Origin of the sequence: Pseudonocardia cypriaca (assembly GCF_006717045.1) — a bacterium.
GTDB lineage: Bacteria > Actinomycetota > Actinomycetes > Mycobacteriales > Pseudonocardiaceae > Pseudonocardia > Pseudonocardia cypriaca.
Genome location: NZ_VFPH01000003.1, coordinates 571,807 through 596,594 on the forward strand (window position 1 = coordinate 571,807; position 24,788 = coordinate 596,594).

The following is a 24,788-nucleotide window of genomic DNA, read 5'->3' on the forward strand; positions in this document are numbered from 1 at the left end:
CACCGCCGCCACCAGCGTGCGCCTGATGCTCGGCAGGAAGGCCCTGGCCCTGGCCCAGCTCCGGTTGCGGAGGTAGGTGTCCACCAGCGGGCGCAGCGTCTCCTCGGCGAGCGTGTGGAACTCGTCGGCGTAGCCGAGCAGCAGGTTGCGCCAGGCGGGCTGGCCCTCGAACTCCTCGAGGATGCCGCGGCGCACGTCGTCGTACCCGCGCACGAGCACGGTGAGCGCGTCGATGCGACGTTCGCGTGCGAGCTGCTCGATCTCGCGGCGGGCGCGCGCGGTCAGCCAGGAGCCGCCCTGCTGCGCCGCGTCCACCACCCCGCGTTCGGCGAGCACCGCGATGGCGTGCGCCTGCGCGGGCGTGAAGCCTGCCCACGGCGCGAACAGCGCCTCCACCAGCTCGTGCAGCACGCCCGCGGCCGTCCCGGTGTCGCTGACGTACACGTGCAGCGTGCCGTCGCCGCTCCGCTTGTGCCCGGCGTCCGCGACCAGCCCGGTGCTCCGGTCCACGATCGGGGCGAACATCCAGTGGAACTCCACCGACGGCGGACCACGCGGGTACCGCGCCAGCAGCTCGGACAGGGCGGGCCCGTCGCGCACGCCGTCCACCAGCTCGGCGGCGGCCTGCTGCCACAGCGGCATCAGCTCGGCCGGCAGCCCGGTCTGGGTGGGCAGCGTCTGGGAGCGCAGCTCGTCGGCCAGCCTGGCCCGCTCGTCACCGCTCATGCGCACGCCGACCAGCCAGCGGCGGAACGTCGACTCGTCGAGCTTCGAGCCGTGCGGCTTGCGCAGGCCGCTCGCGGCGCCACCCGGCGTACCGGTTGCCTTCGTGGCGGCGGCGGCGCGCTCCCTGTCCAGGTCCGCCTTCGCCACGCCCAGGGCAACGGTCGCCGTCTCCGCCTTCGCGGCCAGCTGCTCGACCTTTGCCCGGACCGCGTTCAGGGCCTGGGTCGGGCTCATCTCCAGGATCTCCGGAGCGAGCGGCGCCGGCGGGTTCGGTCCGCCCGCCGTCTGCGGGCCCGGCCGATGCCGCTGCCGGTCCAGCGCCCGGACCTCCCGCCAGTCCATACCGACCGCCTTGCCGACCTGCTTGTAGACCAGCAGCTCGCTCCGCAGGCCGTCGGCGCGCACCCACATCACCAGCCACGGCACCCAGCCGGAGACCTTCGCCAGCTCGGTCTGTGCCTTCGCGCTGTCGTCCAGGGCACGCTGGTAGGCCAGCTCGGCGTCAGTGGGCTCGGGCCCGCTGCCACGACCGGTGGTCCAGCCGAACGCCCCGCCCAGCTTCCGGCGCAGGAGGCCCAGCAACGGACGAAGCGCGAACCATGCCGCCACCGCGGCCAGGAACCCACCGGCGGCGAGCAACAGGATCTGCCCGATCGCCGGCGGCGGGCCGCGGATGCCGGGCTGCCCGGTCGGGCCGGTGCTCGGACCCGGTGTCTGCGTTGCCGACGGGCCGGTCGTCTGCGACGCCGACGGCCTACCGGTGCTCGGCCCGGTCGTCGGCGTCTGGGTGTGCGATGTCGTCGGTCCGGCGGTGGGCGCCGTCGTCGGGGCACCCGTGGTCGGTGCGCCCGTCGTCGGCCCGGTCGTCGGGGCGGGGCTGGTCGGCGTCGGGTTCGTCGGCGTCGGGTTCGTCGGCGTCGGGTTCGTCGGCGTCGGGTTCGTCGGCGTCGGGTTCGTCGGCGTCGGGTTCGTCGGCGTCGGGTTCGTCGGCGTCGGCGCGCCGGGCACCTTCCAGTTCTCGCCCGGGTGGATGAGGTCCTCGTCCCGCCCGGCGAGCCGGTCCCGGTTGGCATCGGCGATGTCCGTCCAGTCGCGCAGCCCGAACCGGTGCGCGATCCACGTGAGGTTGTCGTCCCTCTGGGTCTTCCAGGTGTTCCCGGTCCCGGTGGGAGCCGTGAACGTGGTCCCGACGGGCAGCGGAGCGAGATCGCTCGCCGGCAGGGCCAGGTCGGGGTTCTTCGCGCGGATGGCCGCCCGCACCGCCGCCGGGTCGGTGCCCAGGCCGTCGGCGAGCCGCGCCACGGTGTCGCCCGGCTGCGTGGCGACCTCGCGCCCGGCCCGGTCCGGCGCGCCCTGAGCGGCCGGTGCCGGCAGGTTCAGCACCGTTCCCGCGCTGACGTTGGTCACGTCGAGCTGCACGACCGGGTTCTGGTCGCGCACCGGCGCTTCCGGCTGGTGCGCCAGTGCGCCCGCCATCGACAGGCCGAGCACGCCGAGCAACGCAGCGGAGGCTGCGCCGGTGCCGATCCGCCTTGCCAGGCGGCCCGGGATCGGCGAACCGCGCGGTGCCGGGTGCGTCCAGCGGTAGACCTGGACGATCGCGGCCGCGACGAGCACACCGCCGCCGACCAGCGTCACCGGGTGCGTGAGCCCGTGCTCGAGCACCCACCACAGCCCAGCCGCCGGGATGCCGAGGAACGTGGTCGCGACGAGGGCGGCCGTGCCGATCCGCCGCGCCATGGCCGGCGAACCGCGCGGCTGCGACGCGCCCATGCGGTGCATCGCCACGATCGCCGTCGCGGCGGCCACCCCGCCGATCACCACGAGCAGCGGGGCGACGAAGCCGTGCCCCGTCAGCGCCAGCCACACGGCCGTGCCCAGCACGGGGCTCGCCGTCGTCAGCGCACCGGTGAACCCGCGCGGCACGTCCGGCTGGAGGCCGGCGGGACCGGACCTCCCGGCGCGCTTGCCCGCCGGCATCGGCAGTCGGGCCTTCAGCACCTGCAGCAGGCCGTTCAACAGCCGGATGCCGGCGACGATCGCCGCGCCGAGGGTGAGCAGGCCCGCCCCGGGAACGCCGCCGAGGAACAGCGGCAACCCGATCAGGGCCGCGCCGGCCAGCGTGATCAGCGCCGGGCGCTGTGCAACCGGGACGATCAGCAGCGGACTGCCGATGAGGACCCGGTCCGTCCACCGCCGCGCGGCCATGCCGCTGGCGGTGGGTGTCGGGAGGCGCCCCTCGGCCGGGGGGCCGCGGTTGCGAACCAGGTGGACGATGGCGACCACCGCGCCGGCCAGCGCCGTTCCGGCCAGCCCCAGTGCGATCATGCCGAGCGCGCCCGTGCCGGTCAGCACCGCCAGTCCGGCTCCGGCGGCGCCGGTCAGCGTGCCCGCTCCCGCCGCGACGCGAGCGGGGAACCGCCGCTGCTGCGGCGCAGGCCCGATCGGGGCCTGCCCGTGCCGCCCGACGTGCGCGTCGAGCACCAGCAGAGCCACGTGCTGGCTCATCTCGCCCACCTGGCGGGCCTGGGCCGGTTGCGCCATCCGCAGCGAGCCGGACCCGTAGGAGACGAGCATGGCCAGCTCGGGCTCGGTGAGCGTGCCCTCCCGGGCCCGCACGAGCAGGGCACGGGCGGGTTCCGGCAGCCCGTCGGCGAGCACCGCGAGCTCGGCGACCCCGCTCCCCAGCCGCATCCGGTACGTCCAGCCGAACGTGGCCGCCCGGTTGGGGTCACGAGCCTGCCCCGCCGCGATGTGCAGCGCTGTGAGCAGCTCCTCGTGGCCCCACTCCAGGTTTCGGGCCAGCTCTGCGGCGACGTGCCGGTCACGGGTGTCTCCCCGGTGCCCCGGCACCGCGCCACGGGCCCCGAGCTGGGCGATGGTCCGGCGGATCGCCCGGATCGTGCCGGCCGGCAGGCCGAGGTCGGCGAGCTGGTCGCGGGACAGCGCGGCCAGCTGCGCCAGCGAGGTGATCCCGGTCCCGACCAGCACCCGGTAGACCCGCTCCTGGTGCCGGGCAGGCAGGTGGGTGATGAACTCCTCGATCCGGTCCGCGCGCTGCCACAGCGCCGCCCGCTCGGCCGGGTGCAGGTCGAAGTCCTGCACCGCGCGCAGCGCGTCGCGTACCTGCTGCCACAGACCGGTGTTCGCACCCCGGTCGCGCAGCATCGTCTCGACCGCCTGGCGCAGCGTCGTGGCCCCCAGCTCGGCCTCCGCCCGCGCGATCGTGCGGTCGCGCATGCGCCGGTGCAGCTGGTGGAGATCCAGGCCGGCCATCTGGGCCATGACCTGCTCCGGCAGCCACTCCACGATGTCCGAAGGGCTCAGCCAGTCCGCATCGTCCACGAGTTCGTCGCGGACCGCCCGCCGCAGGGCCTCGATGCTCATCCCGGCCGTCTCCGCGAGGACCTCGTCCCGCACCGCATCCCGCGCATCCGCCGGGTCCAGCCCCGTGGCCGCCAGCCGGTCGTCGATCCGCTCCCGCAGCTGTTCGACCGTCAGCCCGACCGCCTGGGCCAGGAACTCCTCGGGCACCGACTCCCAGAGCTCCATCAGGTCCCAGCGGTCCTGCCCGAACAGGACGACCTGGTTGCGAACCCGCTGCAGCAGCTCCTGGACGCTCATCCCGGCAGCGGCGGCCACGACCTCGTTGCGCACCAGGTCCCGCACGTCCTCGACGTCCAGCCCCAGCGCCTCGGCGAGCAGCGGCAGCGCGACGGTCTCGGCGATGATCGCGTCGCGTTCGGCCGCCTCGGTGCGCACGCCCCGTCCTGCGGGTTCCTGGCCGCCGAGCAGCGCGTTGTTGCGGAACTCGCGGGTCAGCTTCTCGCCGATCCTCTCGATGAACCCGGCCACCTGGTGCGGTTGGACGGCCGCGTGCCGGTCGAGGATCTGCTCGTTGAGCCGGCGCGCGATCTCCGCTTCCGCGAGACCCGCCGCGTAGTCCAACAGCGCCCGCAGCTCGCGGTCGCTCAGCGCCGTCAGCCGCAGCCGGTCCGCCGGGCCGACCCGGATCGGCGCCTCCTCGGCGTCGGCCCCGGCCTTCCGCTCCTCCTCCCGCTGGGCCAGCACCTGCGCGGCCACGACCAGCGTCGCGACGAAGGTCGGGCGGTCCAGCCCGAGGTTCCCGCGCAGCTCGACGTTCCGCTCGAACGCACGCAGCTCGGCGGCGATGCTCTCCTGCCGCTCGAGCGCACCCGCGAGGTCGTCCTGGGTGTACTGGTACGGCACCCAGGTCCGCTGGGGGATCAGATCCGCCAGCCGCTGCGCGGCCGCCGGGTCGGCGTCGTCCACGTACCGCTTCGCCAGCTGCTGGACCTCGGTGTTCTGCTCGTCCGAGAGCCCCGCGACCGGCTCCTCCAGCAGGGCCGCTTCCAGGTGCGCGAGGTCGAAGGCGACGTCACCGGAAAGGACCGGGAGGTTCGCGACCTCGTCGCCCGCCAGCACCTGCTTGGCGAGCTTGACCTCGGCCTTGGACTCGTTCTTGCCGGCCCTGTCCGCGGCCGAGGTGGCGAACTCCAGTTCGAGGAGCGTCTTGACCTCGTTCTCGTGGCGGGCGACCCGGAACAGGGCGTCCAAGCCGTCGAGGTCCACGGACTCGGCCAGGTCGCCCGTGACGTCCCGCACCGCTTCATGGCGCTGGTTCGCCCGGCGCTGCAGAACCCGGTCCTCGGGCGAGCGGTGGATGACGGCGCTGCCGTTCTGGCCGTTCCGGGCGGCGCGACCGCGCAGCTGGCCATCGGCCCGCGCCGACACCTGCTCGCCGAGGCCGATGACCGCAAGCCCGCCGCGCGCATCGACCTCTGCGGCCTCGACCTTCTGGCGGGCCGCCACCCGCGCGTACACCGCCTCGTACTCGGCCCGGTAGCGCGCCTTGTCCCGGCTCCAGCCCGGGTGGAGCCGGTTCATCTCGCGCACGGTCATCCACGCCACGTCGCCACCGAGCAGGATGTCGGTGGCGCGGTTGCTCATGGTGCTCACCGTCACCGCGCCCTCGCGGCCGGCCCCGGCCGTGATGACACCCTCGCTGCCGATGTTCTCCGCGGTGAGGGTGCGGTGCGCGACCCCCGCCTCCCGCAGCATCCGCGAGATGACCGCCGCCTCGGTGGCGTCGGGGACGTCGATCAACACCGGGCGCCCCTCCGCGTGGGCCGCCACCGCGTCGGCCACCACGCGCTCGCGGGCCGACTGCCGGTTCGGGTGGTCGACGGGGCCGAGTTCGATCCGGTGCACCCCGTTGTGCGGCTCGAGGTAGATCACGTCCTTGTCGTACTGCTGCCGGAACGCGGCCTCGGTCTCGCCGATGACACCGGTCATCCCCGCGCTGTCCCGCTCGCCGATGAACTCGCGGATGCTCATGGAGGCGACCGTCCGGGACGGCCTGCCGATCTCGAGATCGGGGTGGTTCAGCGACTCGGCGTACTCGATGGCCTCCTGCAGGCCGTTGTTGAAGCGGCGCCCCGGCAGCGGGCGGCGGTACTTGCCGACGAGCACGACCATGTGCTTGCCCGTGGCCGGGTGGGGCGTGACGACGTAGTCCAGTCCTGGGGATCGGCCGCCCTCGTTGAGCACGTGACGGTGCGTCAAGGCCTGGTTGATCCGGTTCACCAGCGGGTCGTTCTCCGCCAGCTTCCGGCCGCCGCGATCGGCCGGCAGGCGCTCGATGAACTGGAGGCCCTTCGCGGTCACCTTCGCGGTGCCGCCGTGCGCATCCCACTCGATCTTGACGTGCGCGGTCCCGTCACCGTTGCCCGCATCCAGCCGCGCGGCGATGTTGTAGGCGTACTCCAGGTCCACGAGCGGTGCGTCCGTGTCCGGGATCGCGTCGGCGATCCGGTAGCGCATGTTCGCGTCGTCGACGAGGAAGAGGTCGACCTCGTCGAAGATCAGGAACCCGCCCCGGCCGTTCTGCACCGGCTTCTTCGCATCGCGGGTCAGGTCGCGCAGCTTCGCCAGCGCCGCGCGGTCACCGCCCCGCGCCTGCTCGAGAAGGGTGGTCAGCTCTGCCTTGTCGAACTGTGGGATGCCCGACCGGTCGCGCAGCAGGTCGAACACGATCTCGGCCGTGCCGACCGTCACGTCCGCCTGGTAGGCGTCCCGCTTCCCGGACGGGGTCCGCGTGTCGGTCACCAGCTCCGCGGATGCGCCGAGCCGCCCACCGACCCGCTTGACCTCGGCGACGGCCTTGCCCGCCGAGATGTCGTCGGTGGTCAGCCAGTGCACGCCCTTGCCGTCCGTCGCCCGCACCAGCGCTGCGACCGCGCCGGCGAGCGTCTTGCCCTCGCCGGTCCGCATCTCCACGACGTAACCGCGAACCATCGCGAGCGCGCCGGCCACCTGGTCCGGGCGCACGACCTTGCCGTCCTGGAGCCCCGGCTTGCTCGGCCGGGCCGAGGCCTCGCACACCAGGCCCAGGCACTCCAGCTCGACGTCCTCGATGCGACGCTCGCCGCTGGACACCTGCCGGGTGAGCTCCTGGTACCGGTCCCGCAGCCACTTCGTGGTGCGCCAGCCGAACTTCCGGATGTGGCGCTGCACCGCGGCCAGGTCCGCCTCGGACAGGGCCTCGGCACCGCGCATTCCGACGACGGCGACCCGCCCCGCGTCCTCGCCGGTCGGCTTGTAGTAGAAGACGTCGCCCGCGCCCTGCAGCGCAGCTTCAATCTGCGCCTCCGGAACGCCCAGCTCCCGCGCCAGCTCTTCGGCAGGGGCCGTGTAGCCCTTCTTGGCCTCGATCCTGGCCGACATCGCGTCGCGCACCTGGGCGGCCAAGGCCGGGTCAGGACCGTACGCGCCGCCGCCGGGCTCTTCGGTGATGCGTGGGCCGCTCTCGGCGTCCGCACCGCGCTCGGGGTCGAGCAGCCCGTCGACGACCTCTTCCATCGCGCGGTTGCCCGCCTCGAAGGCGTCGTCGTGCTCGTTCCTCCCCTTCGACGACTCGGTGGAGGCGTCGTAGGACATCCGGAGGCCGTTCTCGCTCGCTCGGCCGTGCCGGTAGTGCCGGACGAACCCGATCTGCTCGCCGCTGGCCGGGTCGGCTTCGACGAAGTACTCGAAGTCGCCCAGGTCCTCCTGCTGACGGATCCGGTCGGCGAGCTCCTGCTCGGTCATCGGCTTGCGCGTCAGACCCCTGCGGATCTCACCGGCGACCTCGCTCGCCTTGCGCGTGGGCATACCGCGCATGGCTCGCGTCAGCTTCTTGGCCGTGGGCGCCTTGCCCACCGTCTGCGAAGCCGTGCCGCCACCCGGCCGGGTGGGCTGCTCGGACGCCGTAGCGACCGACTCGCCCTCGCGACCGGAACCGGTCTTCGTTGCTTCGGTGCCAACGGGCTCACCCGCTGGTTCTGCCGCTCCCCGCTTGGCCTCGGAGTTCTGCTCCGCGGCCGAGGAGGCGCGGTTCAGGGAGTGCTCGGTGTTGCCGTCCTGGTCGTGGATCTCCTCACTCGGGTTGTGCTTCTGGCCCGCCGACCGTGCCTGTCCAGCCTCCGTCCTCTCGATCGGCGCCTCGACGTTGCGAGCGCCTTCCACACCGACGTTGTCCCGACCGGCAGCGTCCGGCGCGACGGCGTCCTTGCCCGCCTGCGGCTGTCCGCTGCCTGCAGCGTCCCGCCCGATGCCGACCGGCTCGGTGGGAGCGACTTCCACTCGGCCGGCGTCGCCGGCCTTACCGGTGGTCGCGGACTCGGCCGGTGGGGGCGGTATCCCGGACGCGGTCTTGGCATCGTGGTCCGGCGCTGGTACCTGACCGGCACTCGGCTTCTCGGGCCGGCCGTCGACGGAGCGACGCCCGGCGGGATCCGGGCCGGCACCCGCTCCGGTGCCACCCGGCTTGGGGCCAGGCAGATCGCCGCGACCGGACCCGGCGTTCTCGTTGCTTCGCCCGACCGGCAAGGCCGGGTTCTCCGGGCCGCCCGGGTTCGGCGGAAGCCTCTGTGGTTCTTGTGGTGCAGGCGCGGCGGGCTTCTCGGCCCCGCTGCTCATGCCGTCGGCGGCATCGCGGGGGCCGGAGGTCGTGGTGGTGCCGCGGTGCCCACCACCGGGGGCGCTGGAACCGGCTTCGTTCGCGCTCGGCCCGGTCTGGGCGGTGACGGCGCCTTCCTTGCCGCCCGTGGCCGTCGTGGACGCGGCGATCGGACCGGTGCCCGATTCAGCGACGGCGCCCGCGGCCGCGGATTGGCCGGTCGGGTTGGAGGGCACGGCGGCCGGTGGGTCCCGGGCGCCAGGGGCGCCCGGGGCTCCGGGGCTCGCCGGCTGGGCCTGGTCGGGCCGAACGGTCTGCCCGACACCCTGGGACGCGACGGGTTCGGACCCCGGGGGCGCCAGGTCCGGCCCGGCCCGCGGAGGCGCGGGCAGCTGCTGCCCGCCGGGCTGCGCGATCTCGAGGCCGGCGACCGGCTCGGACCCGCCCATCGGGTTGCTCCCCGGCCGGGCACCCGCGGCGACGCCTGCGATCCCGTCACCGGACGCTTCACCAGCGACGGACCGCCCCTGCGGGCGGGCCGGGAGGTTGCCCATCGCACCTTCCCCGGCCGTGCGCGGTCCAGCGATGCCCGCCTCCTGCTCAGCAGGCGCCGGAGCGACAGGCCGATCCTGTTCGGCCCGGGTCAGCACCTCGAGGGCGTCCTGCTCGGCACGGGCCCGAATGGCGGCCTCGTCCTGCTGGGCGCGGGCCCGGATCGCCGCGACGTCCTCCTCCGCGCGGGCCCGAATGCCGGCCTCGTCCTGCGCCGCCCGAGTCGGGCCGTCAGCGATCTGCTGCCGGTCCGCCTGGTCCCGAACCGCCGCGGACTCCTTGTCACCCGTTGCCCGGGCCGCAGCCGCCTCCTGGTCGGCGCGTGCCCGCACCGCCGCGGCCTCCTGGTCGGCCTGCTGCCGGACCACCGCGGCGTCGCGATCCGCTTGCGCCCGGATCTCGGCGGCCTGCCGATCCGCCTGCTGCCGTGCCGGGGTGTCAGCGGCGTCGCGCGCCTGCCGCGCCCCGGCCGGGGCGGCGAACTCGGCGGGGGCCGGAGCCTCCTCGCCGGCCCGGACCCGCCCGGCGACGCCGTCCTCGACCGGACGGGCGCCCGGCCCCTCGGTCGCGCCCTCGCCCGCGGGCCGCGGGTTGGCGGACTCACCCGTGTCACCGCGGGTGGTGCCACGCGGCGAGATCGTGGCGGGGTCGGCCGGCTGCTGGCCGCGGCCGCCGACACCGTCGACCGCGGCGGCGGGATCCGTGCCCGGCCGGGCCTGCTCCCCGCGCACGCCCGTCGCCTCGTGCGCCGTGGACGATCCGGTCCGCGACCCGCCGCGGTTGAGCGGGTCACCGGCTCCGGGGTTGGAGCCGGAGCCGCGTCCGGTGCCTGCGGGCGCGGAGCCCTCGGACGTGCCGCCGGACCCGGTACCGGACCCACCCGTGGCTCCGTTGCCGCCGGGACCGGAGCCGCTGCCGGCACCGCTCGCACCCGAGCCGGTGCCCGAGCCCGACCCGGATCCGCTCGTGCCGGGATTGGCCGGCGGTGGCGCGGCGGGCTTGGGCGGTCCGGGCGGCAGGCTGCCGGGTGGGGTGGCAGGCGAGCCACCCGGCGGGGTCCCCGGCGGCGCGTCGCCCTGAGGCGGAGTGGTGGTGTTGCCGGAACGGGCAAGCCCGACCGGGAACCGGGTCTTGGTGACCATGCCGATCGTGCCGATCGCGAGCGGCGCGGCCATCATCGACCAGGTCGCCCAGAGACCGGACACGGCCTCGGACCGCTGCGCCGGGGTCATGTCGCGCTTGTTCTTGTGGTACGAGATCGTGCCGTCGACCGCCGTGTAACCGAAGACACCGAAGCCTGCCCAGTTGAAGGCACTGTGGGCGTAGGCGGCCCGGGAGGCCGTGCCGTTGACCATCGCCTTGATCCCCGGGCTGTACGCCTGGTGCGCGGCCGTCCACGTCCCCTGCCATCCGGGCGCGCCGGTGGCCCACTTCCCGCTGAACGTCCGCCCCCAGAACGACGTGCCGGCGCCCGCTGCTCCTCTCGCACCTGCACTCGCGGCTCCGGCCGCCGCCTCCGCGGCGGTGGCTCTTGCGGCGCCGCTGAAGGCGGCCTTGATCCCGATGCCCATGCCGGTCGCAGCCAGCAGGTTGCCCGCCGCGCCGATGTAGTCGGCGCGGGCGGCGGGGTTGGACCAACTGTTGGACTGGCCGTGGTTGCTGCGGTTGATCATGTTGGACGCCACGTCGTACGTCGTGTAGGCGATCCCACCCGCGATCAACGCGGTTCCACCGATCGCCGCCGCGGCCCCGAGCGGCGACGCAAGACCCAGGGTCGCCAGCGTGGCGAAGCCACCGCCGACCCACAGCAATGCGCCACCGACCACCATCGCCCCGCCGACGACCCAGTGCTTGGCCTTGTCCCAGCCGGAGATGTGCCTGCCCGACTGGGTCTTGAGCTCACAGCCGCAGTCGGTGGCACGCTCGCCGGTGCTGTCGAGCCGGCCGTGCTTGTCCACGCCTTCGATACCGAGGTCCGACGGCGCGATCAGCGTGCCGTCCTCGGCGAGCATCTCGTTGTTGTTGCGGAAGTCGTCGAGGCTGCCGAAGTGCGCACCGGTCGCGTCGATGTAGCGGTAGCTGCCGTCGTCCTGCTTCACCCGGAACAGGGTGACGGTGGTCCACCCGCCGTCCTGGTTCTCGGTGTCGGGCTGGTAGTACGGCATCCGGATCGCTTCGACCTTGCTGCCGTCCCCAGCCTTCTCACCGATGGCCTTCAGGACGCTGTTGGCCTGCTCACGGGCCTTCTCGTTGCGGTCACCACCCAGCTCCTCGTAGATGGCCGCGAAGCTGCGGTCGATCTCCTGCGGACGCCGCTCGGCCTCCATCGTCTTCGGGGTGCGCCCGAACGCGGCCGCAGCCGCTTGCGCATCGAGCTTCATCGTCTCGTCGATGATCTTGCGCAAGGGGCCCTGGTAGGTGTCCCAATCGGCCTTGAACTTGGCGGCCGTGTGGATGTAGCGGAAATCCTGCAACATGGTCGAGGGCAGAGCTCTCCCGCCCATCAAACTCTCGTTCGGCGCGATGCTGTTTCCCGGCTTGTAATTCTCGGGCGCCGCGAACGGTTTGTCGCGAACCGCGTTGTATTGAAGCTCGGTGAGCGATGTGAGCGTCCCGAACGTCTCCGACAAGGTCTGCTGGCGCTTCTGCGGCGACACCGAGAGTCGCTGGTAGAGGTTGTTGACGCGGTTGTGCCGGTCGAAAGCACCGTGCAGGTCGCCTGCCCATGCCGGGTTGCCGGAGGCGTCCGCGTAGGCCAGGTCGGTCTGCCGGAGCACCTTCTCCTTGGCGTCGATGTCGGCCTGCAACGGTCGTGCGATCGCGGTGATCGCGTCCTTCTCGCGGTTGATCGACTGGTACTCGCCCTGGAGCCAGATCGACTCGCCGACGGTCGGGCCGCCGCGATCCTTGATCCGCTGGAAGGCGGCGTTGTACCTGGCGACGCGGTCGTTCAGGTTCTGGCTGCGCTCCCCGATCGCGGACTGCATCGCCAGCTGGGCGTTGCCGACGTTCTTCTGCTGCTCGGCGACGATCCGGATCGCCTCGTCCTGCTGGCCGGGCGTCGGCGCCTTCGACGGGTCGTAGCCCGGCACCAGCTTGTCGATCAGCTGGCGGTTGTTGCCCACGGCCTGGTTGGCGGCGGTGAAGTCGTCCATCGACCAGGACGCGTGACGCATCGCCTGCAGCCGGCCCTGCGCCGGCAGCCACTTCTCCAGCATGCCCGGTGCCTTGTCATCGATCTCCTTGCGGAGGGGATCGATCTCGGCCCACTCGCCTGCGTCGATGTGGTTGTCGCCCTCGAGTGCGTTCTCGGTCAGCCCGGCCAGCTTGTCGATCTTCGGCTCGAGCTCCTTGTACTTCGGACCCATGTCCTTCTGGGTCACGGTGTCGTCCAGGATGGACATCTGGGCGCCGTCGAGCTGGGTCCGGGACAGCTCGCCGATGTCCCGGTTGTGGGCCGTGATCAGGTCCTCGCGACCGGCCGCCTTGAGCTGGTCGATCTCGTTCTGGCTCAGCGGCCGCCGGTCATCCGGCTTGCGGTCCAGCAACTTCTGCCCGTCCGGGCCGGTGACCTCGGAGAGGTCCTTCGCGGTCTCGTCGGTGACCTTCAGGCTGGGGTCGAGCACCGCGACCATCGACGCGATGGTCGCCTTCGGGGTCTCGATCAACTCGGAGCCCGAGCCGCTGCAGTCGCCCCCCTCCGCGCAGAAGCGGCCGGCGTGCTTCCCGTCCTTGTCGCGGTAGAGCAGCCCGGTGCGAACACCGATCGGGTTGCCCTCGGCGTCCGTGTACGGCTTGCCGTCCTTGTCGACCTTGACGGTGGCGTTCTGGATGTCGCCTTCCTTGTTGAAGCCGTAGCAGCCACCGCCTGCGCCGGACGCGTTGCAGATCGCGCCGCCGCCCTGGCCGTCGGCACTGCGGTTGTACTGCGTGAACCCGCAGTAGTCACCGGCCGTGCAGGATTGCTTGTCGCCCCACGGGGTGTAGCGCGAGACCGGACCGCCGTTGCTGTCGTCGAACAGCTCGACGCTGCCGTAGCCGTTCGGGAAGCGGCCGGTGCCGGTCGGCAGCTGCTCGGTGATGCGGCAGTTCTTGCACGCCGTCACCGGGTCGTAGATGGGCTTGCCGTTCGCGCCGTCGTTGAACGAGCCCGGCATGGTGCGGACGCAGTCGCCCTCGCACCAGAGGGAGCCGCCCTTGCCGTCCTTGTCCGGAGTGGTCCCCTTGATCCCCTGGCTCAGGTCGCCGCCGGTGATCTGGATCTTGTAGACGTTCTTGCCGTCCTCGCCCTTGTAGTTGGGGTCCACGTACTGTATGTAGCCGGTGGTGTTCTTCACCGAGTAGATCCCGGGGCTTCCGTCGCGCGAGCGGCCGATGATGTCGGTGACGCCGACGTTCGCGCCCTTGTTGTCCGCGTGGACGATGTCGCCCTGCTTGTTGGTGAAGTGGCCCGGCCCGATGAACTTGATCTGCGCCGGGCTGCCGTTGGCGTCCTGCGCCTGGACCTGACCCCACTTGCCGTCGATCGTCAGGTGCTCACCGGTCGGGGAGGTCCACTCGCAGCCGCCGTTGCACGTGGACGTGAACGGAGAACCCTTCGTGTTCGAGAACCGGACGTTGTTCTGTCCCTCCTCGGCAGCGGCCTTGCGAGTGAAGATCATCTTGTCGCCGCTGCGCCCGTCGACGGCCATACCCTTGCCGCGCGCCCACGCCTCGGCGTTGCCCTCGGCGTCCTGGGCCATCCCGACGCCGTTCTCGCCGCGCACCTCGTGCCGCTTGTTCGGGCGACCCGCCACGGGCATCGACCCGTAGTAGTCCCCGTGGGGGTTCCTCTGGCCGTTGTCGTTGCCGCCGGTGATCCCGTCGATGGTCTTGCTGCACGGGGCCTGGCAGGTGTATGTCGTGGGCTCGTCCTGGCCCTTCGGCTTGATCTTGATGACGATCTGGCCGTTCTCGCCGGGCGTGACCTCGACGGCGTCGTGGTTCGGGTCGACGTCCTCGATCTTGATCGGCTTGCCGTTCTTGTCCACGGCCATGCCGAGCCCGCTGGTGTCGACCGGCTTGGCCGGGATGAAGTCGGCGCCGCGTCCGCCCGTGGAGCACGAGCCATCCCCGCTGCATCCGGCCTCGGCGACACCGTCGGGGCCGGCGATGGCCACTGCCCAGGCGCCACAGCCGCCGTTGCCGGAGCCGGAGCAGGTCGCCCACTTCTCCGCGATGTACTTGCCGTACGGCGTGTTCAGTTCGTCGTACGCCTCGGCGTGCGCGGAGTAGGTAGCGGTGCAGTTCGCCGCTCCGGAGCAGGACGCACCTGCGTTGGCGAAGCCGTCGCCTGCGACGGCGTAGGCCATCACACCGACGCCGCCGCCACCCATGCCGCCACCGCCGGAGCCGTGGGCGTACGCCTTGGCCCACGACCCGGACGGGTGCGAGTCCGACGCCGACGCGGTCGCCGAGTACGAGTGGGTGCAGTTCGTGCCCGCCGAGCCCATGCACGACGCCGAAGCCGACGCAGAACCCGCGCTGGCCTGCGCAGACGCCGACACCATGACGCCGCCGCCACCCATGCCGCCACCGCCGGAACCGCGAGCGTAGGCATTCGCCGAAGCTCCGGGCGCCGAGGCCGACGCCGACGCGGTCGCCGAGAACGAGTGCGTGCAGTTCGTGCCCGCCGAGCCCATGCACGACGCCGAAGCCGACGCAGAACCCGCGCTGGCCTGCGCAGACGCCGACACCATGACGCCGCCGCCACCCATGCCGCCACCGCCGGAACCGCGAGCGTAGGCATTCGCCGAAGCTCCGGGCGCCGAGGCCGACGCCGACGCGGTCGCCGAGAACGAGTGCGTGCAGTTCGTGCCGGCGGTGCCCGTGCAGGACGCCGACGCGGCCGCGGAGCCGGGACCCGCCTGCGCCGTCGCGGTCGTCATCGCCTGGCCGCCGCCGAAGGTGCCGGCACCATGGCCGGTCGCCGATGCGTTCGCGCTGGTTCCCGGGCCGGTGGCCGAGGCCGCACTGTGCGCACGGTAGGAGTAGCGGCAGCCGGATCCCTTGCTGCCCTCGCAGCCCGCGGCGGCCACCGCCACCTCGTCGGTCGTCTGGGCGGCAGCGGTGGTCGTGCAGCCGCCGCCGGCGTTGTCGCCGCACGTGGCCTTCGCGACTGCCGTGTTCCCCCCGGTCGCGGCGTGGGCTTCGCTGCGAGCGGAGTAGGAGCATGCGGAGCCCTCGCTGCCCTCGCAGGTGGCGGACGCCTGCGCACCGCCGTCCTTGCTCGCACCGACCAGGCTGGAGCCGGTGCATCCGCCGTCGGCGGCAGCGGTGCAGTCGCTGCGCGAGACCGCCGAGCTCGTGCCGCCCGGCACCGCGGCACGGGCGGCGCCTTCGGTGTGGGTCTTGCAGCCGGTACCCGTGCACTGAGCGGTCACCTGAGCGGCATTCTCGGCAACGAGTCCGCCCGTCACGGCCTGGCAGCTGCCGGCGGCCTTGCAGGTGGCCGTGGCGCTGCCCCGGATCTCGCCGCTGCTGACCGCGTTCGTCTCGGACGTCGTGCGCGTGGCACAGCCGGCCTTGGTGCCGTTGTCACAGGCGGCGGCCACCGAAGCGGTTGTGGTGGCGAACCGCTGCTCGGCCTTGGCTCCCGGCGCGGTGACGGCGGTGGCTGAGGCGACACTGATCTGAGCCTGGCACGCGGCCGTGCCGTCGCAGCCGGTCGAACCGTCAGCGGTACTGGTGCTGCGCTGACCCTCGGGACCCGCGACGGCCTTGACGTTCCCGGTGACCTTGCCGGTGCAACCGGCCTCGGGGCACACGAGCTGGGAGCTGGCATGGGCGGTTCCGGAGGAGCCCGGGACCTTCTTGGCGTCCTTGCCGCTTCCGGTGGTCTGGCCGGAGTCGCGGAAGGTGGACGCTGCGGCGTCACTCGCCACGAGGCACCCGTTCGCGGCGGCGGTGCAGCTGCCCGCGGTGTGCGTACGACCCGGCGCGCCGCTCGTGCCACCCGTGGTGGCGGCGGTGCAGCCGGCACCGGCGCACTGACCGATCGCGCTCGACTGCGACAGCGTTGCCGGCGCGTCGGTCACCGGCTTAGCGGCCAGCTTCGCGGCCTCGGTGGCGGTCTTGCGTGCCTCGGCCGCGTTCTTGGCGGCGTCGGCGGCGGTCTTCTTCTGTGCGGCGGTCGCACCCGGGCGGGCGGCGACCTTCGCAGCCTGCGCGGCGAGCCGCTCGGCCTCGGTGGCCTGCGTCTCAGCCTGCTTCGCTGCGTCGTTCTGCTGCTCCGCGACCATGTCGGCCACGACCTGGCCGGAGCCTGCGGAGGAGTCGGTCTGGACGTGGCAGCCGCTCTGCGTGCTGGTGCAGCTGCCGCTGGAGGTGGAGGTTCCGGTCCCCGGAGGACCACGCGCCCCACCCTGACCGTTCATCGCGGCCGGTCCGTCCTCACCGGTGGCCGAGGTCCGCGCGGTGCCGCTGCACACCGTGCCACCGGCGCAGTCCATCGTGGCCGAGGCCATCGACCAGCTCGACGCACCCGGAACCGTCGGCCCACCCGAGTTCGCGGACGAACCCGGCGCGGTCGGCGCGGGCGGGGTCACCGGCTGGTCCTGACCCGCCGGCGCCTTCTGCTCCTCCGCCGGAGCCTGGTCACCCGTGGTCTCCGAGGAAACCGTCGCGTTCGCCGTCGAACGGGCCTGCACCAACGGCGCGATCACATTCGCATCCGGACCGGACGAGGCACCGGAGTTGGTGACCGCCTGGCACACCCCACCCGAGACACCCTCACACGATCCCTCGGAACGGGAACCGCGCGCATCCGGCGACACCGACGGGTCGGTCGCCGACGCCGAGCTGGCCACCTTGCCCGTGCAGGCCACCTGCCCCTCGCAGAGCAGGGAGGCACCCGCGGCCGACGCCGCCGAGGGACCCGCCGGCATCCGGGCGGTGTTGACCTGCTGCGCTGTGCCCTCGGCCGGCGCCCCCGCAAGGGCCAGCGCCGCACCCGGACCACTCGACGCCGTGGACACCGACTGCACCTGGCAACCACCCGTGCCACCAGTGCACGAGGCCTTGCCCTCCGACGTGCGCGGCGTCCCGTTCGCCACCGCACCATCCCACGCTGTGGTGGTGGTGCGCACCGAACCCGAACACGCCGTGCCCGCGTCGCAGGCCAGGCTCGCCGACGAGGTGGAGGTCGACGACGGACCCGACAGGGACTGGCCCGGCAGCGGCTTGCCCGTGTTCGGGTCCACCGCAACGAAGTCCGGCGCGCTGGAGGCGGCCGAGGAAGTCTCCCCGGCACAGCCACCTGCGGTCACCGTGCACTCAGTGGTCGCGGAGGTGCCGCGGGCGTGCGGCGAGACACCGGTGTCCCGGGCACTGGTCGAGGAGCTCGCGCTGCCGCCGCACTCGGTGGCCGCACCGGAGCAGTGCACCGAGCCGGTCGCGTGGGACACGCTCACCGGACCCGACACCACCGCCACCCCGGACGCCGGGTCGGCCTCGGCCGGGTCCCGGTCGGCGACCGTGGTGTCCGCCGCGGTCGAGCAGCTCCCGCCGGCGCCGTGCGCGGTGCACGACGAGGTGCCGGTGGAGTCCCGCACACCCTTCACATCACCCGAGGCGCCACCGGAGGTGCTGCTCTTACCCGACGCCACACAGCTGGCGGCCGCGCACACGGTCTCGGCCCCGGCCGTGCTGGCGGCGGTCAACTCCCGGGTGGTCGGCTTCACGGTGCCGGTCAGCTCGTCCCACGAGGCCTCCCCGGTCCGATCCGACACCTGCGAGTTCGACTCGACCCCACAGCCGCCGGCCTTCGCCTCACAGGAGGAGGAAGCCTTGGTGGTGCGCACCGGCGCACCCGCACCCGCGGTCGCCGGGGTGCCGGTCACGGTGCCGGTGGTGGCGCTGGACGCCTTCCCGCTGCAGCCCGCGGTGTCGCAGTCCAGGTTCGCGCCGGCCGAGCTGGACGCGGTGGCATCGCCGTCGGTCAGCGACGCGGGCCGCACCGTGCCGGACAGGCTTGCCCGCCAGTCGTCCTGCTCGCCGGCCTGGCTGTCCACCTCGGTGCTGCTGAAGGCCTGGCAGCCGCTGCCCGCCGACTCACACGACGCCGTACCCGAGCTCTTGCGCTCCGCCCCCGCCGCCACCCCACGGCCGCTGCCCGCGGTGCTGGTGGTGCCGGTGCCGCTGCACCCGGCGCCGCAGTCGACCTCGACCACCGCGTCACTGCGGCCCGCGCTACCGGCCGAGTCCTCGTCGTCGGCGCCGGACTGGCTACGGGTCGAGCAGCCGCCACCAGAGACCGTGCACTCCGCCTTACCGTTGGTGGCCGACTCCGGCCCACCCTGCTTGGCAGCCGTAGCCGCCGCCTTGCCCGCGGCCGTGGTGTCGGTACCGGTCTTGTGGCCGGCGTCGGTGGTGCTGCTCGCCGACCCGGTGCACTTGCCCGTGCAGTCCACCCCGGCATCGGCAACGACCTCGTCGGTGGAGTCCTCGTCACCAAGGTCCACGCTGCTGCGCGTGCCGCACCCACCCGCGCCTTCGCAGTGCGCGGTGCTGCTGCCCTGCCGGCGCGCCTGGTCGTTGTCCTCCGCGGCGGCGGAGGCCGCCTGCGCCGCCGGGCGCTCGCTACCGGACCCGGTGCTGCTGCTGTCACAGCTGCCACCCGCGGTGTCACAGCCGGCCTCGGCGCCCTCGCGGTCGGCGTAGGAGTCGGTGCCACACGCACCGGTGCACGCCGCCTGCGCGGCCGTCCGCCGCTCCGCCCCGCCCGGAGCCGCCCCTTCACGGGCCGGCCCGGACGAATCCGTACGACAGCCTCCGCCGCCGGACTCACACTCCGCCGACGCACCATCCCGATCAGCCCGACTGGACTGGCCACACGCGCCCGGGTCGCCGTCGCACCTGGCGGACGCCTTGGTGATCTCGCCGTCGGCGCCACGGCTGGACGCGTTGCTGCCACAGCCAGTGGTGTCACAGGACGCCTCGGCCTTCGAGTCACCTGCCGACGAGGACGCGCCACACCCCGAGGACACCCCCGACAGGCACACCTTCCGCTCCGAGTCCCGCTTCCCATCCGCGGACTCACTGGCCGACCCGCACGCGGTGAACGCCCCATCCGAACCACAACCCGCAGCGGCACCCTCACCGTCCAGGTCGTCCTCCGACACCGTCTCCACGTGCCGGTCGGTGGCATCCATCAACTCGTCGGTCGACTCGTAAACCTCATCACGCTGCTTCTCGAACGCCTTCACGTTCTTCTTGTGCGCAGCCGCACTCACCTCACCCGAGGCGACCTTCTGCTCCTCGGCCTTCAGCTTCTTCTCACCGTCATCGAGCTTCTTGTGCCCATCGACGACCTCGTCGACCAACTCCGCCCGGTCCTGCGACAGCTCCGCGCGCTCCGACTCGTACTGCTGCTGCAACTTCTGGTGCGCGGCGACCTGCTTGTCGTAGTCAGCCTTGCTGGCCTTGCCCGACGCGACATCCTTCTTCGTCTGCTCGAGCTTCTTCTCACTGCTGTCGACCTTGATCCGGTCCTCGAGCACCCGCTCGGTCCGCTCCGACGAATCCTCGGACTCCCACCCGTCCTCGTCATCCTCATCGCGTGGGGGCGCGCGGGAACGGGTGTCGGACAACTCCCGCGACGACAGCTTCGACACCTCACGCGACGAGCAACCATCCCCGCCGCACAACTGCTCGCGCTCGTCGGCGTCCAACCCGGCCAGGGCCTTCTTCACCTGACCCTCATCACCCGACGCCAACAGCTTCGCCGCGGCCTTCCCATCCTTTGCCTCGGTCTTGGCGCCGCGGGCGATGGCCTTGCGGACCTCACCCTCGACCCGCTCCACGTCCTGCTTCGAGACGCCCGCGTGCTCAGCGGCGTCCCGCACCAGGCCCTTGACCGTCTTGCCGACATCCCCGTCGACCTTGCCCTCCGCGACATCGCGGGCCAGCTCACCGGCCCGCTCGACCAGCCGCCGCACATCGCCGCGCCGATCCTTCTTGCCCTTGTTCTTGTCGTCGCCGGCCAGCGCGGACTCGATCCGCTCCGACACCGCACGCCGCAACTCCGACGAGACCCGCTCCGCCTTCTTGCCGACCTTCTCCGAGACCGCCTCATCCGAGCCGTCGCCACGACGCGAGCCGACCTTCTCGGCGATCTCACCGGCCAGCTCCGCCCACTCCTCGGCGCGCTCCCCCGAACCGGACTTCTTCTTCTCCGACCGCTCCCCGGCCCGTGCCTTCTCCACCAGATCGTGCGCCCACCGAGCCACACCCTCGGCGCGATCACCACGATCGGCACGGCCGTCGTCGTCCTTGCCCGAACCAGCGGCGCGCTCCACGAGCTCCGCCAGCGCCTCCCGGCGGCCGGACTCCGCCTTCTCGCCCCCGCGCTCGCGGGCCCGCTCGGACAGCTCCTTGACTACGTTGCGTAGCCGCTCCCCGGTGTCGCCCTTCTTCGCCGCGCGCTTGCCTTCACCGGCCTCGTCGCCGTCACGGTCCCGCTCCGACCGCGCGTCCTCGGCCTTCCCGGCAAGATCCTTCGCCAGGCGCCGTACCGCGCCCTCGATGTCGTCGCCGGCCTTCGACGCCCGGCCGCGAAGCTCCTTCGCCAACCGCCGCGCCTCATCGGCGCCCGCACCGTCAGCGCCGGCGTCCTCGTCGCCGTCGGCCACTGCGCGGCCGTCCTTCTTCTCGCGCGCGTCCTTCTTGCCGTCGCCGTCCTCGCGGTCAGCGGTGCGCGCGCGGGCCTCGTCGCCGTCGCCGAGGGCATCCTCGACGGCGTGCTCGGCCGCCTTCCGAGCCTTCTCCCCGGCCTTCTCGGACTTGTCCCGCGCCTCACCCAGCGCCTCGCGCACCCGCTCCCGGACGGCCTCGCGCACGCCCTCGCCGACACCCTTGCCGTCGCCGCGCTCGGCCTCTTCGTCGTCCTTCGAGCCGGCTCCGCCGCGCGCGCGCTTGCCGGCCTTGTCGTCGTCCTCGCCGTCGGCGTCGCGGCTCCCGGCGCGCTCGTCCGCGTCGGCACGGGCCCGCTCCGCGGTCGACCCGTCGGCGTCGGCACGCCCGGAGCGGTCCCGCTTGGAGCCCTCGCCGTCGCGTGCGGTCTCGCCGCGCTCCTCGCGCTTCGTCTGTTCCTGGTCGGCCGAGTCGTCCCGCTCGCGGCTCGTCCCGCGCTCGCCCTCGTCGCGTTCCGAACCCGAGCGCGCCTCGGCCTCGTCCTTCTCGCCGGCGTCGCGCTCCCCCGACTCCGCACGCTCACGCGGCCGGTCGGACTCCTCGCGGTCCTTCTTCTTCTCGGACTTCCCGGGCTTCTCCGACTTCTCAGCCTTCTCGCCCTTGCCCGGCTTCTCATCGGACTTCTTGTCCGACTTCTCCTCGTCCTTGCCGGACTTCTCCTCGGACTTGTCCGACTTCTTCTCGGACTTCTCGTCCTTCTTCTCGGAATTCTTCTCATCCTTGTCGGACTTCTTCTCCGACTTCTCGGACTTATTGTCGTCCTTCTTGTCGGACTTCTCTTCCTTCTTGCCCGACTTCTTCTCGGACTTGTCGTCCGACTTCTTCTCACTCTTATCGGACTTCTTCTCCGACTTCTCGGACTTCTTCTCGCTCTTGCCGGACTTCTTGTCCGACCCGCCGCCCGAGTCGCCATCGCCGTCGCCACCCTGCCTGCTGCTTGCACCTCCCTTCATCAGGCTCTGCTGGACGGCCATCGCCGGCACCACCGCCGCCGCAGACGCGGGCGTCGCGAGGAACGCCGCACCGATCCACAGCACCACCGTGGCGCCGGCCACCCCGAACACCCACCGCATGATCCACAGGAGGCGGTCCATCGCGGAGAGCCGCAGCCGCACGGCACCAGCGCACACGGGGAGGCCGGCGGCCTCACCGTCGTACGCGGAGTACCGGGACATGAGCTACGACTCCAAGGGGTTGGGGTGACGAACCAACTGCTGAGGGGGATCAAGCCCGCGGCGCAAGGGCCACAGACCGGAAGAAGACACACAGCAACAAGCAGATCACGCACGTCGCGCCTGAGGCAGCGACCCACGACCAGACGGAGGAACTCACGCCCGGCAGTGCCCTACGACCCCGGCCCGCCCGTCGCGCAACGTCAGCAACAAGCAGATCCACGATCGCAACCTCCCCCATAGGAGGAAGTCATGCGGACGCTACCAGACGTTCATCAACTTCGTCGAGCCCCAAGTCTTGACTTCGCCCTCGAGCATCTCGCCGCAGCTCCGGCTCGGCCCGGGACGGCCTCTCCCGTGTGGGGATCGCGGGCTCGGCGGCCCGCCCGCCTCGTAGCCCGCGACGGGGTTCGCCGCACGAGCGCGCCGGGACGAGCGCGTGGATCCGCGCGAGTCCCGAGGGGAATTTCCGGCCGCCGGGTCTGGAACCGGAATGCAGGAGGAGGCGCGACGCGCGGCATCGTGCTGGCCGGACGCGCGCGGACCTGCCGGGGTGTGGCGGGGGCCGAACGAGCGACCACGGGAAGGGCGCCGGCTCGTTCCGTGCGATGCCATCGAGGCGCCCGTGTTCACGCAGGGAGGGGCATATACCACCCTCCTCCCCGAGGAGGGCGGAACGATTTCAACCGGATGCGCAAGAATCGGTGAACATCCGTCGTTGCCGCACCGACCGCCCACCGCCGGGCGCGTCACCGATATGGCTCGTGCCGACGGATGGAGCGCGGGAATGGGCGGCGAAGCACCCCCGGCGTTGCGCCCGTCTCGGGGTCGTGATCGGGTGGAGGAGAGGAGGACGACGGATGCCGCCCTGGACGCGTAGTCGCCGAGGCTCAGGCCAGGTGCGCGAAGGCGCACCCGAAATCGCTGCCCGCCACGCCGCAGGCGTCGACCTCTGGCGCGCGGGGCGCGCCGAGGAGGCGGTGCCCCTCATCGAGGAGGCCCTCGAAGGCTGCCTCGTCGGACTGGGGGAAAGCGATCCCGCCACGCTGACGGTCGCCGGGAACCTCGGCGCGATCTGCTTCTCGGCAGGCGCGTGGCAGAGAGGTCTCGATCTGCTGGCGGCGAGCGTCGGCGACCGCACCCGAACGTTCGGCCCGTCCGACCCCCGCACGCTCACGGCCGTCGACGCGCTCGCCACCGCCTACCGGGTGGTGGGCCGGATCGACGAGGCGGTCGAACTGTCGGAGCGCGTGGCCGCCGCGCGCAGCGAGACCCTCGGCCCCAGCCACCCCGACACCTTGACCTCCCGGCTCGGGCATGCGCTCGCGCGCGCCGCGTCCGGGGATGTCGAGCCGGCGCTCGCTCTCCTCGCCGCGGCTCTGCACGACGCGGAGCGGAGGTACGGCCCGCGCCACGAACATGTCATCGCCCTGCGCGCGAACCTCGCCGGCTGCCTCGCCCTCCTCGGCAGGCCCGCTGAGGCGACCGCCGAGCTCCAGCGCGCCACCGCGGACGCGGCGGCGCTCCTCGGCCGCGGCCATCCGGAGACCGAGGCGCTGTTCGCCGATCTCGCGCACGCGCACGACCGGTCGTGGTTCTTCTCGATCGGCCGGATGGCGGAAGTGAACCGCGACCGCGGCTGAAGATCTAGTTGTACTGCCCAGGGACGTTGGTCAAGCGGCTGATCGGCGCTCGACGTCCGACGGCGGTGTGGGGCCTGTGATGGTTGTACTCGTGCAGCCAGCCGGGTAGCGCGTCTCGGCGCTGCGACTCGCCGGTGTAGTGGCGGGCGAAGGCCCAGCGGTTGGACAGAGTGCGGTGGAACCGTTCGATCTTGCCGTTGGTCTGGGGCCGGTAGGGCCGGGTCCGTTTCGGGGTGATGCCGAGGTCGCGGCAGGTGTCGCGCCAGGCGTGGGAACGGTAGGCCGCGCCGTTGTCGGACAACACGCGCCGGACGGTGACACCTCGTTGTGCGAACCAGGTGGTGGCCCGTGTCAGGACCGCGGCAGCGGTGACAGCTTTCTCGTCGTCGTGGACCTCGGCGTAGGCGAGGCGGGAGTGGTCGTCGAGCACGGTGTGGACATACGCGGTGCCCATCTTCTTGCTGCCATGCGCGCTGCAGGGCTTGCCCGGTGTCGCGGCGCGATGCCGTTTGCCCTGGGCGCGGCCCACGTAGCGCCAGCCGCCGCCGTCGGGGATGTTGCCCAGCTTCTTGACATCGACGTGGAGCAGGTCGCCGGGGTGGGGGTGTTCGTAGCGACGGACGGGTTCGCCGGTGACCCGGTCGAGGTGAGTGAGGCGGTGTAGCCCGCAGCGGGTCAGCACCCGGTGCACCGTGGAGGCCGGAATGCCGCGGCGGGCGCCGATCTCGATCGGTCCCAGGTGCAGCCGCATCCGGTCCCGGACGATCGCACGGACCTGTGCCGGGGCTGTGCGGGTCGGACTGTGGTGCGGGCGGCTGGACCGATCTGCCATCCCGGCCTCGCCGTGCTCGCGGTAGCGCTCGGCCCACCGGTTCGCGGTCGGCCAGGCCACCTGGAACCGCACGGCGGCATGCGCGACCGGCATGCCGTCATCGACGATGAGTTGGGCCAGGCGTAGCCGGTGCTTCTCGGTCAGCGGAGCGTTAGCGTGAACCACGGGGACCT

The 24,788-nt window shown here is 72.6% G+C and carries 3 protein-coding genes (1 of these 3 running past the window's edge); 1 reads left to right on the forward strand and 2 read right to left on the reverse strand.

Going from position 1 to position 24,788, the window contains the following annotated elements:
* A protein-coding gene (locus tag FB388_RS34470) for a GNAT family N-acetyltransferase (RefSeq protein WP_142106865.1) crosses the window boundary here: on the reverse strand, positions 1-22,143 show its 5' portion. 37,635 nt of this gene lie to the left of the window's left edge; 22,143 of the gene's 59,778 nt are visible here — the first part of the coding sequence; its start codon is at positions 22,141-22,143; its stop codon lies off the left edge, out of view.
* Between the two features lie 896 nt (positions 22,144-23,039).
* On the opposite strand from FB388_RS34470, the gene FB388_RS34475 reads away from it, so the two are divergent.
* Positions 23,040-23,783: a tetratricopeptide repeat protein gene (locus tag FB388_RS34475; protein WP_170225970.1), complete on the forward strand. Its 744-nt coding sequence runs from the start codon at positions 23,040-23,042 to the stop codon at positions 23,781-23,783.
* Positions 23,784-23,787: 4 nt separating this feature from the next.
* Here the strand turns inward: FB388_RS34475 and FB388_RS34480 are convergent, their stop codons facing one another.
* On the reverse strand, positions 23,788-24,780 hold the full coding sequence (locus FB388_RS34480) for an IS481 family transposase (protein WP_142107709.1): 993 nt from the start codon (positions 24,778-24,780) through the stop codon (positions 23,788-23,790).
* Between the last annotated feature and the right edge of the window lie 8 nt (positions 24,781-24,788).